Origin of the sequence: Streptomyces sp. NPDC048349, from assembly GCF_040651925.1 — a bacterium.
GTDB lineage: Bacteria > Actinomycetota > Actinomycetes > Streptomycetales > Streptomycetaceae > Streptomyces.
Window position 1 is genome coordinate 1 of record NZ_JBEZLA010000105.1, and the last position, 13,074, is coordinate 13,074.

Sequence of the window (13,074 nt, forward strand, 5' to 3'; positions counted from 1 at the left end):
CCCAGATCAAGTGGGGCCTGCAGTACATGAACGAGCGCTACGGCAGCCCGGTCGGCGCCTGGAACTTCTGGTCCGCCAACCACTGGTACTAAGCCGGCAGCGGCACAGCACGCAGCACGCAGCACGCAGCACGCAGCACATACGAAGGCCCCGGTGGCCGGCCTCCCCAGGTCCGGCCACCGGGGCCTTCTGTTCCCATCCCACGGGGTCTTCGTGCGGCGCGCGGTGGCATGCGGCGGGGGCACGACGGCATGCGGCAACGGCGCGCGGCGACGGCGGGCTACAGGCGCTGGATGATCGTGCCGGTCGCCAGCGCGCCGCCCGCGCACATGGTGATCAGCGCGAATTCCTTGTCGCGGCGCTCCAGCTCGTGCAGCGCCGTGGTGATCAGCCGGGCGCCGGTGGCGCCGACGGGGTGTCCGAGCGCGATGCCACCGCCGTTGACGTTGACCTTCTCCAGGTCCTGGTCGAAGACCTGGGCCCAGCTGAGGACGACGGAGGCGAAGGCCTCGTTGATCTCGACGAGGTCGATGTCCTTGAGGGACATGCCGGCCTTGCCCAGCACGGCCCGCGTCGCGTCGATCGGCCCGTCCAGGTGGTAGTGGGGGTCGGCGCCGACGAGCGTCTGGGCGACGATCCGGGCGCGCGGCCGCAGCTTGAGCGCGCGGGCCATCTTGCGCGAGGCCCACATCACGGCGGCGGCCCCGTCGGATATCTGCGAGGAGTTCCCGGCGGTGTGCACGGCGGTCGGCATGACCGGCTTGAGCCGCGCCAGGGCCTCCATCGAGGTGTCGCGCAGGCCCTCGTCCCGGTCGACCAGGCGCCACATGCCCTGGCCGGCGGCCTGCTCCTCCTCCGTCGTCGGCACCTGCACGGCGAAGGTCTCGCGCTTGAACCGCTCCTCGGCCCAGGCGGCCGCGGCCCGCTCCTGCGAGAGCAGCCCCAGCGTGTCGACGTCCTCGCGGGTCAGGCCCCGGTGGCGGGCGATCCGCTCGGCCGCCTCGAACTGGTTGGGCAGGTCCACGTTCCACTCGTCCGGGAACGGCTTTCCGGGCCCGTGCTTGGACCCCGACCCCAGCGGTACGCGGCTCATGGCCTCGACGCCGCAGGCGATGCCGATGTCCATGACCCCGCCGGAGATCATGTTGGCGACCATGTGGTTGGCCTGCTGGGAGCTGCCGCACTGGCAGTCCACCGTCGTCGCGGCGGTCTCGTACGGGAGCCCCATGGCGAGCCAGGCGTTGCGGGCGGGGTTCATCGACTGCTCGCCGGCGTGGGTGACGGTGCCGCCGACGATCTGCTCGACGCAGTCGGGCTGGATTCCGGTACGGGCGAGGAGCTCCCGGTAGGTTTCGCCGAGCAGGTAGGCGGGATGGAGGTTGGCGAGCGCGCCCCCGCGCTTGCCGATGGGAGTGCGTACGGCTTCGACGATGACGGGTTCCGCGGCCATGAGCTCGTCCTCTCCTGCACTGCGACAGCGCGGCGGGCCGTCCCGGCGCCCCGCCCCGAACTAGTACGCGTTCTAGTTCTCCCCGCAGTCTTATGACCTGGGGCCCCGGCACGCAAGGGTCTTGCACGCGGCCTGCACGGATTCCACACGCAACAGTTGACGCGCCAAGCCTTGTCACTTCTAGAACTCGTTACTACCTTCAAGCCAACTTCTGATGGGCCGTCAGACTTTGGAGTCGCCCGATGTCTTGCCCCGCGCTGCCCGAAGGCTTCGACGCCACCGACCCCGACCTGCTCCAAAGCCGGGTCCCGCTCCCGGAGTTCGCGCAGCTGCGGCAGACCGCCCCCGTGTGGTGGTGCCCGCAGCGGCGCGGCATCACCGGTTTCGACGACGAGGGCTACTGGGTCGTGACCCGGCACGCGGACGTCAAGTACGTCTCCACGCACCCCGAACTCTTCTCCTCCACCACCAACACGGCGATCATCCGCTTCAACGAGCACATCCAGCGCGACCAGATAGATGCCCAGCGCCTGATCATGCTGAACATGGATCCGCCGGAACACACGCGCGTACGCCAGATCGTGCAGCGCGGATTCACCCCGCGGGCGATCCGCGGACTGGAGGAGGCCCTGCGCGACCGCGCCCGGAAGATCGTCGAGGAGGCGGCGGCCGGGGCGGGCGACGGCAGCTTCGACTTCGTCACGCAAGTGGCCTGTGAGCTCCCGCTCCAGGCCATCGCCGAGCTGATCGGGGTACCGCAGAAGGACCGCGCCAAGATCTTCGACTGGTCGAACAAGATGATCGCCTACGACGACCCGGAGTACGCGATCACCGAGGAGGTCGGCGCCGAGGCGGCGATGGAGCTCATCGGCTACGCCATGAACCTGTCCGCCGAGCGCAAGGAGTGCCCGGCCAAGGACATCGTGTCGCAGCTGGTGGCGGCGGAGGGCCAGGGCAACCTCGGCTCCGACGAGTTCGGCATGTTCGTCCTCCTCCTGGCCGTCGCGGGCAACGAGACCACGCGCAACGCCATCAGCCACGGCATGCACGCCTTCCTGACCCACCCCGAGCAGTGGGAGCTCTACAAGGCGACCCGGCCCTCCACCGCCGCGGAGGAGATCGTCCGCTGGGCCACCCCCGTCGTGTCCTTCCAGCGCACCGCCACCCAGGACACGGAGCTGGGCGGCCAGAAGATCAAAGCGGGCGACCGGGTGGGGATGTTCTACTCCTCCGCCAACCACGACCCCGAGGTCTTCGAGAACCCGGACGTCTTCGACATCACCCGCGATCCCAACCCCCACCTGGGCTTCGGCGGCGGAGGCCCGCACTTCTGCCTCGGCAAGTCCCTGGCCGTGCTCGAGATCGACCTGATCTTCAACGCCCTGGCCGACGCCCTGCCCGACCTGCGCCTGACGGGCGAGGACCCGCGCCGCCTGCGCGCGGCCTGGCTCAACGGCATCAAGGAGCTCCGGGTCAGCCACGGCTGACCCGCGACCCAGGACGGCAGGGGCCCTTCCTCCCACGCCCAGGCCCCTGCCGTCCGCTGGCAGCAGTCCGGCCCGCACCCGTTCGAGTGGCGGCGACGCCCGAACCGGGTGATCCTGACGGACAGCGGCGATCCAGCCGAAGGGGCGCCGGGGCATGCTGTGCCCCGGCGCCCCTTCGGCCTGCGGGCGCGGGCGGTCCGCGGCCCCGGCGGTCCCTACGGCCGGTGCCGTACGGCCGGTGCCGGCCGCCCGGGCCGTGCGGCGGCGAAGGCGGCGGCCCGGTGCCAGACTGGGAGCATGGCCACGCTCGGTCAGTCCTTCCGGGGGCGGCTCGTGCAGCCTGGAGACCCCACCTACGACGAGGACCGGCGGGTCTGGAACGGCTCCATCGACCGCTCCCCCGCCCTCATCGCCCACTGCGCGGGCGTCGCGGACGTCATCGACGCCGTGCGGTTCGCGGCCGGCCCCGCGGCCGGGCTCCCGGTCGCCGTACGGGGCGGCGGGCACAGCTTCCCCGGGCAGTCGGTGTGCGACGGCGGGATCGTCATCGACCTCTCCCCCCTGCGGGGCATCCGCGTGGATCCGCAGGCCCGGACCGTCAGGGCGCAGGCCGGGGTCCTGCTGGGCGAGCTGGACCACGAGACGCAGGCGTTCGGGCTGGCCGTACCGGCCGGCATCGTCACGCACACCGGGCTCGCGGGGCTGACCCTCGGCGGCGGGATCGGCTGGCTCATGCGCAAGTACGGGCTCACCATCGACCAGCTGCTCTCGGTGGACGTGGTCACCGCGGACGGATCCCTCGTGAAGGCGAACGAGGACGAGAACCCGGACCTCTTCTGGGGCGTGCGCGGCGGCGGCGGGAACTTCGGGATCGTCACGGAGTTCACGTTCCGGCTCAACCCGCTCGGGCCGATCGTGCTGGCCGGTCCGATCGTGTGGCCGATGGCCGAATCGGCGCGGCTGCTGCGCTTCTACCGGGAGTGGATCACCTCCGTACCGGACGAGCTGACGACGGCGGTCGTCCACCGCAAGGCGCCGACGGTCCCTTACATACCGCCCGACCTGCAGGGCAAGCCGGTCGTGATGGTGGTGTGCTGCTACGCGGGCCCGGTCGAGGAGGGGCAGGAGGTACTGCGGCCGCTGCGCGAGGACGCCAGCCCGGCGCCCGTCCTGGACCTGTGCGCGCCCAAGCCGTTCACCGAGCACCAGGCGATGTTCGACCCGTCCTTCCCGCGCGGCCGCTGGTACTACTTCAAGTCGTGCGACGTCGCCCGGCTCACGGACGACGTCATCGACCGTACGGCCGAGCACGCGGCCAAGATCGCCTCGCCGTACACCGCCTTCCCGATCTTCCAGCTCGGCGGGGCCATCACCCGCGTCGGGGAGGACGAGACGGCCTTCAGCGGGCGCGGCGCCGGGCACACCTACAACATCAACGGGACGACGCTGGACGCCGAGGGCTTCGAGGCGGAGCGGACGTGGGCACGCGGCCTGTGGTCGGCGCTCGCGCCCCACCACACCGGGGTCTACTCGAACTTCCTGATGGAGGAGGGCGAGGAGCGGGTCGAGCAGGCGTACGGAGCGGAGAAGTACCGGCGCCTGCGGGAGCTGAAACGCCGCTACGACCCCGGGAACCTCTTCCGTCTCAACCAGAACATCCCGCCCGCCGAGCAGACCCCGCCCGCGGCGTCCGCACCGCACGCGGCGTCCGCCGGGCCCGCGGCGTCCGCACCGCACGCGGCGTCCGCCGGGCCCGCGGCGTCCGCCGGGCCCGCGGCGTCCGCCGGGCCCGCGGCCTCCGCCCCGGCGCCGGCTACGACGTCCGGGCCACGGCCGGAGTCCTGAGCTCCTGCCCCGGTTCCGGTCCGCTGCCCCGGCCGCCGTCCGGCCCGTTCTCCTGCTCCTTCTCGTGCGCCTCGCCGCCCGTCCGCTGCCCGGGCAGCGCCGTCCGCAGCCGCCGCGGCCCGGACAGCGCGTACACGAGCCCGAATCCGGCGCCCACGACGACCGCCCCGCCCACCGCATCGAGGACCCAGTGGTTGGCGGTGGCGACGATCGCGCACACCGTGATCAGCGGGTGGAGCGCGCCGAGCAGCTTCTGCCAGCCCTTCGGCGCCAGCACGACGATCACGATGCCGCACCACAGCGACCAGCCGAAGTGCAGCGAGGGCATCGCCGCGTACTGGTTGGAGATCGCGGTCATGGCCCCGTACGACGGGTTGGCCAGGTCCTGGGGGCCGTGCACGGTGTCGATGAAGCCGAGGCCGGGCATCAGGCGCGGCGGCGCGAGCGGGTACAGCCAAAAGCCTATGAGCGCCAGTACGGTCGCCAGCCCCAGGGAGGCGCGCGCCCAGCGGTAGTCGCCCGGGCGGCGCCAGTACAGGACGGCCAGGATCGTCAGCGGCACCACGAAGTGGAAGGAGGTGTAGTAGAAGTTGAAGAACGCCTCCAGCCAGGGCGTGTTGACGACGGCGTGGTTCACGGCGTGCTCGATGTCGAGGCCCAGGACCCGCTCGATCCCGAGGATCTGGCTTCCGTTGCCCTCGGCGAGGTCGCGGCTGGTGGGGGCCGCGGCCCTGATGTGCGAGTAGAGCGAGTAGCCGACCCGTATCAGCAGGAGTTCCAGCAGCAGGTTGGGGCGCGACAGCACGCGCCGCCAGAACGGCAGCAGCGGCACCCGCTGCCACCGGGCTGCCGCGGGCTTCCCGTAGGCGGTCGGGACCGGTTCGCGCCAGTACGGCGAGGAGCGCGGCAGGAACGGTACGGCGCATGCGGCCGCCAGCGCGGCGAGGAGCAGCACGTTGTCGCGCACGGGGGCCAGCGCGGCCAGGTTCGGCAGCAGCACCGCGCTGGGCAGGGTCATGGCGAGGACGACGGCGACGGGCCACACGGGCCGGTCCGCGGCCCGCCTGCCGACCTTGCCGGCGACGGCGAGCAGCACCCACAGCAGCTGGTGGCGCCAGCCGGCGGGGGACACGGCGACGGCCACGCAGCCGGTGAGGGCCACGGCGAGCAGCAGCTGCCCGTCGCGGGCGTAGCGGACGGCGCGGCGCAGGCCGATGAAGGCGACGGCGGCCGCGAGGGCTGCGTAGAGCAGGATCTCGGCGGGTCCAGTCAGCCCGAGGCGCAGCAGGGCGCCGTGCACGGACTGGTTGGCGAGGCTGTCGGGGGCCCCGCCGAGACCGGTGCCGGCCAGGTGGTGGACCCAGTACGTCCAGGAGTCGCGCGGCATGGCCGCCCAGGACAGCGCGGTGGCTCCGGCGAACGTGGCCGCGGCGGCCCCGGCGGTGGGGCGGCGGCCGGTGAGCCACAGGAGGGGGGCGAAGATCAGCAGGGCGGGCTGGAGGGCCGCGGCGAGGCCGATGAGGAAGCCCGCCGGGCGCTCGCCGGGGACGCGGAAGACGGCGAGCAGCACCAGGAGGACGGGCAGTACGGCGGTCTGGCCGGGCGAGGAGGCCTCGCGGACGGGCAGCGAGACCATCATCAGGGCGGTCAGCACGGGCGCGGCCAGCAGTGCGGTGCGGCGCGGCACGGGGTCGGGCAGGGCGCGCGCGGCGACGAGTCCGATGGCGGCGACGAACAGCAGCGTCAGGGAGATCCAGGCGACCTCCAGCGACGGCGCGGCGAGGCCGACGAGCGGTTTGAGGACGAGCCCGGCGAAGGGCGTGCCGGTGAACTGGCCCGCGTCGTAGAGCGAGCCGGGAAGGCCGTCGGGGAGGTGGAAGCCGCTCAGCCACTGGCCCGGCGGGACGCTCAGCACGACGGCGGCCTGTCTGACGGCGAGTGCTCCCGCCAGTGCCCACAGGAGGAGGCGTGCCGCCCCGAGTCTGCTGCCGCTACCGCCTATGACTCCGGCATGTCCGTTCGCACCGCTGTGCTCTGCCGCGTTAGCCACGCCTCGCCGGCCTCCCGCCCTGTTGACCGCAACCCCGACTTTGCCTGGCTGCCGCGTTTCGTGCCCCGTTCCATTACCTGGACGACGATATCCCGCGCGGGATACCTAGGATGGCCCGCATGAGCATCGTGAAGATCAACGCGCTGACCGTGCCGGCCGAGCAGCGGGAGGTCCTGGAGCGGCGGTTCGCCTCGCGGGCGGGGGCGGTGGAGAGCTCGGACGGGTTCGAGTGGTTCGAGCTGCTGCGGCCGGTGGAGGGCACCGACCAGTACCTCGTGTACACGCGGTGGCGGTCCGAGGAGGACTTCCAGGCGTGGATGGAGGGGCCGATGAAGGCCGCCCACCAGGGTGGCGGCGCGGCGGGCGGCGGCGAGGGCGGCGAGCGGCCGAAGCCGGCGGCGTCGGCCTCGACGGTGTGGTCGTTCGAGGTCGTGCAGCAGGCGGCGCCGAAGAAGGCCTGAGGCAGGACGGGCGGCAGGCGGCAGGGGCAGGCGGCAGGGGCAGGACGGGCGGCGCTCAGCTCCAGAAGGTGTCTTCCTCGTCGATGTCGGCCGTGCACTGGTCGATGTCCGTGATCTTGTTGCCGACGATGGTGAAGAAGAGGCCCTGGTGGATCTCGATGCCGCGGTCGCCGCGGTCACCGCGGGCGGTGTGGAAACTCATGACGTGGCCGCGTCCGTCGGCGAGGACCGATTCCAGGTGGACCTGGAAGGTGCCGTTGGTCTCCTCCCCGAGCCGGCGGTAGAGGTCCATGACGTTCTCCCGCCCCTTGTGGTGCCCGGACAGCGGGTTGCTGCCGGGCACGTGGTGGATGACGTCGGCCGTCATCAGCGCGCTCAGCGCCTCCATGTCGCCCTGGGCGAACGCCTCGTAGCCGCGGCGGATCAGGGCACAGTCGGGATGCTCGGACATGGTGTTTCACACCCTCCAGGTCGCGCGGTTTGCCCTTTTTCCTATCATCAGCCCGTCCCTGTGGATATTGCACGCCGGAGATCCGCGCCGGGCTCCACAATGACGCCATGACCACGCACAGCGAACACCTCACCCGTACCTGGGCCGTGACCCCCGAGCCGTTCACCACGCCCGACGCCACTGTCCTGCGCCGCGCGTACTACGCCGAGGTCGCGGGCCGTTACTGGAAGCGGCCCGTCACGGAGGCCGAGATCGACCAGGGCCTCCTGGACTTCCCCGACGACGGCCTCGCCCCGCCCACGGGCCAGTTCGTCGTCGGCAGGCTCGGAGGCGAGGCCCTGGCGTGCGGCGGGATACGCCTGCTCGACCCCGCCACCGCCGAGCTCACGAGGGTGTACGTCGACCAGCGCGCCCGCGGTACCGGCGGCGGGGCGGCGCTGCTCGAGGTCCTGGAGGCGCAGGCCCGCGCGCTGGGCGCCGAGCGGGTCCGGCTCGACACCCGGTCGGACCTCGTGGAAGCCCGGGCGCTGTACGCGCGGCACGGGTATGCGGAAATACCGGCGTACAACTGCGGCCCGTACGCAGAGCACTGGTTCGAAAAGCGCCTGGTCTGACCCGCCGCGGCGGTGGGGGTGCCGGGATGCTGGGGTGCCGGGGGTGCCGGGGGTGCGGGGGTGCGGATGCGGCCGGGTTCGCCGGCCGGTGGGCGCTCTAGTGCGCGGCGTGGTCGCGGCGGGGCGCGGCGTGGTCGCGGCGGGGCGCGGCGTCGTAGGGCTCCTCGGCATCGGACCCGCACAGTTCCGCGTTGATCTCCTGGACCAGCTGGACCAGGTCGGTCGGGCGGTCCGGGCCCCACCAGTCGCCGAGGAGCTCGGCGAGGGACTCCTCGCGCGCGGCGGAGAGCCTGACCGCCGCCGCCCGCCCCTCGTCGGTCAGGACCAGCGCCAGCCCCTCCCGTGCGGCGAGGTGGCGCCCTTCGACCTGGCGGGCGGCTTCCGTGATGGCCTTCAACGGCACGATGGTGCGCTCGGCCAGCACGGCCGGCTCCGCCGAGCCGTACTTGTTGATCCGCAGCAGCAGCCAGCTCGCGGCGGGCAGCAGGTCGTAGCCCGCCTTCTCGGTGATCCTCTCGTAGACGTGCCGGCGGCCCTCCTTGGTGCCGAGCACCGACAGCGCGCGGGCCACCTCGTCGCGGGAGGAGCGCTCGACGGGATTGGAGGCGAGTGTCTCGCTCACATCGGGCGCGGTGACCGAGCCGCGGAGCTTGTCCTCCTTGAGGAACCAGGCGATCACGAACGCGAGGAGGACGACGGGCACGGCGTAGAGGAACACGTCGGTGATGGAGGTGGCGTAGGCGTCGAGCACGCGGGGTCGCAGCTCGGCGGGAAGTGCGCCGATGGCCCGCGGGTCGGCCTCCAGCTGGGTGGCTCCCGCGCCGGGAGGCAGCGGGACACCCGCAAGCGCCGTGGCCAGCTTGTCATCGAGACGGTTGGTGAAGATCGTGCCGAAGATAGCGACGCCGAAGGAGGCGCCGATGGACCGGAAGAAGGTCGCCCCTGAGGTGGCGACACCGAGGTCCGCGTAGCTGACGGAGTTCTGCACCACCAGCACGAGGACCTGCATCACCAGGCCGAGTCCCACGCCGAACACGAAGAAGTAGACGCTCATCTCCCAGGTGGAGCTGGTGCGGTGCAGCTGGTGCAGGAGGAGCAGCCCGACGGCGGTGACGGCGGTACCGGCGATGGGGAAGACCTTCCACCGGCCGGTGCGGCTGACGATCTGGCCGGAGGCGGTCGAGGAGATCAGCATGCCGAGCACCATCGGCAGCATGTGGACTCCGGACATCGTCGGCGAGACGCCCTGGACGACCTGCAGGAAGGTCGGCAGGTAGACCATCGCGCCGAACATGGCGAAGCCCACGACGAAGCTGATCACCGAGCAGAGCGTGAAGGTGCGGATGCGGAACAGCTTGAGCGGCAGGACCGGTTCCGCGGCCCTGCGCTCCACGAAGAGGAAGGCGACGAGCAGCACCGCGCCGAGGACGGCGAGTCCGACGATCTGGGCCGACCCCCAGGCCCAGGTGGTACCGCCGAGGGAGGCGACCAGGACGAGGCAGGTGGCGACGGAGGCGATGAGGAGGGTACCGAGGTAGTCGATCGTGTGCTTCGAGGAACGCACCGGAATGCGCAGCGCGGCGGCGATGACGGCGAGCGCGACGAGACCGATGGGGAGGTTGATGTAGAAGACCCAGCGCCATGACAGGTGGTCGACGAACAGGCCGCCCAGCAGCGGGCCCAGCACGCTCGTCGCACCGAAGACACCGCCGAACAGGCCCTGGTACTTGCCGCGTTCGCGGGGCGGGACGATGTCGCCGACGATCGCCATGGACAGCACGATCAGCCCGCCGCCGCCCAGGCCCTGCAGGGCCCGGAAGCCGATGAGCTGGGCCATGTCCTGGGCGAGGCCGCACAGGGCGGAGCCGATCAGGAAGAGGACGATGGCGTACTGGAACAGCTTCTTGCGTCCGTACTGGTCGCCGAGCTTGCCCCACAGGGGGGTGGCGGCGGTGGAGGCGAGCATGTAGGCGGTGACGACCCAGGACAGGTGCGCCATGCCGCCGAGGTCGCTGACGATGGTCGGCAGGGCGGTGGAGACGATGGTCTGGTCGAGGGCGGCGATCAGCAGGCCCAGGAGCAGGGCGCCGATGGAGACGAGCACCTCGCGAGAGGCGTGTTCGGCGGCGGGTCCGGAGCCCTTCGGGCCGGGACGGGGGTCCACGGCGTCCGTGGTCACATCCTGAGCCATCGATACCTCCTCAGGCCGGATCAACATCTCCATCCTGCGTGGTGTGTCCGGTTATGGCCTCTCGGCGGGACGAGGAGAGGGTTGGGAGCCGCCCGGCGGGTCTGCATAATGCCTGGCAGTGTCCAGGGAGGGATTCCAGTGAACGGTGAGCACTGTCCAGATTGCGGCGCCCCCGGTGCCGGCTGCCGGTGTGCGCCGGGTGCGGGTTACGACCCCCTGCGCGTCCGCCCGTACGTCTCGTTGCCCGACCCGGGCGAACCGGACGACGCCCCGCTGCCACCCCCGCCGCCGATAGCCCGCGTGGTGACCCCGCCGCCACCCCAGGACGACACCCCGCCGTACGGGATCCCCGCGCCGCCGGCGGAGCAGCCGTGGCCGGGCAGCGCGGGCGGGCCGGGCAGCCGTGCCGGGCAGGACGGGCACGTCCCGGGCGGGCCGGTAGGCCACCCCAGGCCTGAGGACCACGTGCCGGGCGGCCACGACGACCACGCTCCGGGCGGGCCGGGGCACGTGCCGGGCGGGCCTGGACACGTGCCGGGCGGGCCGGAGCACGTAACGAACGGGCCTGGGCACGTGCCGGGTGGGCCGGGGCACGTGCCGGACGCGGCCGAGACGGTGCAGCTCCGCGCCATCCAGGAGGCCGGGACCCACCCCGACACCACCGGGGGCGGGGGGAGGGGAGGGGGAGGGGGCCCCGAGAAGCGCACCGGCCCTGCGATCCGCCGAATGCTCCCCGTGCTGATCGGCGCCGCCGCGGTGGTGGCCCTCGGGGGGACCGCCGTGGCCCTGTGGGTGCTCCCGAGTTCCGCGGGGAACGACACCGCCCTGATGGACGCGAAGGCATCCGCGCCGGTGACGAGCCTTGCCGCATCCAGCCCGTCTCCCACTCCGTCCACCACCGGGACCGCCAGCCCCTCCCCCTCGGCCTCGCCGTCCCCGTCGCCGAGCACGTCCAAGTCGCCGTCGCCCTCTCCGAGCGCGTCCCGCTCCTCGGCACCCCCCACCCCGAGCGCCTCCCCCAGCACGAGCCGCACCCCCAGCCCTACGCCGCCGGCGGCGGCACCGACCTTGCGGTACGGGGACTCGGGGCCGGAAGTGGAGAAGCTCCAGCGGCTGCTGGCAGCCAGGGGGCTCTACACATCCAAGATCAACGGAAAGTTCGACTGGCGGGTGGAGAACGCCGTCTCGACGTTCCAGTACCAGAACGGCATCGACGAGGAGGAATGGGGCGTCTACGGCCCCGTCACCCGCAAGGCGCTGGAGGGCTAGAAACCCGGGCCGGAGGGCTGGAGGTCTGGAGGCCAGAGCGCAGGGGCAGGGTCCGGTCATGCGACCTGACCGCCGCCACCGCCGTCCGCTTCCCCGCCCTACCCCACCCCACCCCACCACCGCTGTTCGCACTGTCCGCGCTGCCCGGCTCCGCCGGCCGGCATCGAAGCCCGCGCCGCCCTCGTCGGCGCGGGCTTTCGCGTACCCGCACACAGCGGCCGCGGAGAGGAAACCTGCGATGAGGCTGAGGCGACAGAAAGCCGGAGGGACGGGGGTCACACCCTCTGCGGTGGCGCGGAGCGTCAGCATTTTGTATCGTGGAGGAACAAAGTGGTTCCGTCCTCACTCCCTGACCGGTGGACGGAACCACTTGTTCTCTTTCTCCCCCCGTCTGGAGCCCGCCGATGCCGGCCACCACCACCGCACCTGTCGTCCTCACCGCCAAAGCCCTGCTCCTGGACATGGACGGCACCATCGTCAATTCCGACGCGGTGGTCGAGCGGTGCTGGCGCGAGTGGGCGGTGGCGCACGGACTGGATCCGGAGGAGGCCCTCAAGGTGGTCCACGGCCGCCAGGGCTACGCAACCATGGCCGTGCTGCTCCCGGACCGCCCGATGGAGGTCAATCACGCGGAGAACGCCGTGATGCTGGCCCGCGAGACCGCCGACACCGACGGGGTGGTAGCGGTCGCGGGCGCCCCGGAGTTCATGGCGGCGATCGCCGGGCTGCCGCATGCGCTCGTCACCTCCGCCGACGCGGCCCTGGCCGCGACCAGGATGACCGCCGCGGCCCTGCCGATGCCCGCGGTACGGGTCACCGCCGAGTCCGTCCAGGCCAGCAAGCCCCACCCGGAGGGCTTCCTCAAGGGCGCCGCCGCCCTGGGCATGGACCCGGCCGACTGCATCGTCTTCGAGGACTCGGCCGCAGGCATCGCCGCAGGCCGGGCTGCGGGCATGCGCGTGATCGGCATCGGCCCCCGCGCGGCCGCCCACGCCCCGACGGCTCACGCCCCGGACCTCACGTCCCTCCGCGTCACGACGGCCCAAGACGGCACGATCCACATCACGGTCGAAGCGGCGGCGTAGGGGCGGGGGCGCTGGGCGGGGGCTTCGGGGGGCCTGATTCCGGTCGATGCCGATCAGGGAGGGTTTGGGGGTTTCCCGCCAGTCCCATAGTCTTTCCGGGTCGGGCCGGCCTGTCAAGGGCGCTCCTTCGTCGCGTCGCTTCGCGATGGCCTTCGGCCACCCTTGACAGGC

10 protein-coding genes and 1 pseudogene are annotated in these 13,074 nt (G+C 72.2%); 7 read left to right on the top strand and 4 right to left on the bottom strand.

Annotated elements, in window-relative coordinates; translation table 11 throughout:
• Window positions 1-92, top strand: a pseudogene (locus tag AB0D44_RS32940) (lytic transglycosylase domain-containing protein); the annotation flags it as partial.
• 188 nt (window positions 93-280) lie between these two features.
• On the opposite strand, the gene AB0D44_RS32945 reads toward AB0D44_RS32940, so the two are convergent.
• Complete coding sequence (locus tag AB0D44_RS32945) at window positions 281-1,450, bottom strand: steroid 3-ketoacyl-CoA thiolase (RefSeq protein WP_362598123.1); 1,170 nt, start codon at window positions 1,448-1,450, stop codon at window positions 281-283.
• Window positions 1,451-1,692: 242 nt separating this feature from the next.
• Between AB0D44_RS32945 and AB0D44_RS32950 the strand changes: the two genes are divergently transcribed.
• A complete protein-coding gene (locus AB0D44_RS32950) occupies window positions 1,693-2,937 on the top strand; it encodes a cytochrome P450 (protein ID WP_362598126.1) in 1,245 nt (414 codons plus the stop codon).
• Between the two features lie 297 nt (window positions 2,938-3,234).
• A complete protein-coding gene (locus AB0D44_RS32955) occupies window positions 3,235-4,782 on the top strand; it encodes an FAD-binding oxidoreductase (protein WP_362598129.1) in 1,548 nt (515 codons plus the stop codon).
• Here AB0D44_RS32955 and AB0D44_RS32960 read toward each other — a convergent pair.
• Window positions 4,751-6,832 carry a bifunctional glycosyltransferase 87/phosphatase PAP2 family protein gene (locus AB0D44_RS32960; RefSeq protein WP_362598132.1) on the bottom strand — a complete coding sequence of 694 codons (2,082 nt, stop codon included), beginning with the start codon at window positions 6,830-6,832 and terminating at the stop codon, window positions 4,751-4,753. The genes AB0D44_RS32955 and AB0D44_RS32960 overlap by 32 nt on opposite strands.
• 119 nt (window positions 6,833-6,951) lie before the next feature.
• On the opposite strand from AB0D44_RS32960, the gene AB0D44_RS32965 reads away from it, so the two are divergent.
• A complete protein-coding gene (locus AB0D44_RS32965) occupies window positions 6,952-7,293 on the top strand; it encodes an antibiotic biosynthesis monooxygenase (RefSeq protein ID WP_362598135.1) in 342 nt (113 codons plus the stop codon).
• A gap of 55 nt (window positions 7,294-7,348) precedes the next feature.
• On the opposite strand, the gene AB0D44_RS32970 is transcribed toward AB0D44_RS32965, so the two are convergent.
• On the bottom strand, window positions 7,349-7,744 hold the full coding sequence (locus tag AB0D44_RS32970) for a nuclear transport factor 2 family protein (RefSeq protein ID WP_362598138.1): 396 nt from the start codon (window positions 7,742-7,744) through the stop codon (window positions 7,349-7,351).
• A 107-nt stretch (window positions 7,745-7,851) separates the two neighbouring features.
• Here AB0D44_RS32970 and AB0D44_RS32975 point away from each other — a divergent pair, with 107 nt between their 5' ends.
• Window positions 7,852-8,358 (top strand): GNAT family N-acetyltransferase, encoded by a 507-nt coding sequence (locus AB0D44_RS32975; RefSeq protein ID WP_362598140.1) that lies wholly within the window; start codon window positions 7,852-7,854, stop codon window positions 8,356-8,358.
• A 97-nt stretch (window positions 8,359-8,455) separates the two neighbouring features.
• Here the strand turns inward: AB0D44_RS32975 and AB0D44_RS32980 are convergent, their stop codons facing one another.
• Entirely contained in the window at window positions 8,456-10,549 is a 2,094-nt protein-coding gene (locus AB0D44_RS32980) for an MFS transporter (protein ID WP_362598143.1), read from the bottom strand.
• A 726-nt stretch (window positions 10,550-11,275) separates the two neighbouring features.
• Here AB0D44_RS32980 and AB0D44_RS32985 point away from each other — a divergent pair.
• Both AB0D44_RS32985 and AB0D44_RS32990 read left to right on the top strand, forming a co-directional pair.
• Window positions 11,276-11,818, top strand: a complete 543-nt coding sequence (locus AB0D44_RS32985; protein WP_362598144.1) for a peptidoglycan-binding domain-containing protein — start codon at window positions 11,276-11,278, stop codon at window positions 11,816-11,818.
• A gap of 404 nt (window positions 11,819-12,222) precedes the next feature.
• Window positions 12,223-12,903 (top strand): HAD-IA family hydrolase, encoded by a 681-nt coding sequence (locus AB0D44_RS32990; protein WP_362598147.1) that lies wholly within the window; start codon window positions 12,223-12,225, stop codon window positions 12,901-12,903.
• Window positions 12,904-13,074 lie beyond the last annotated feature (171 nt).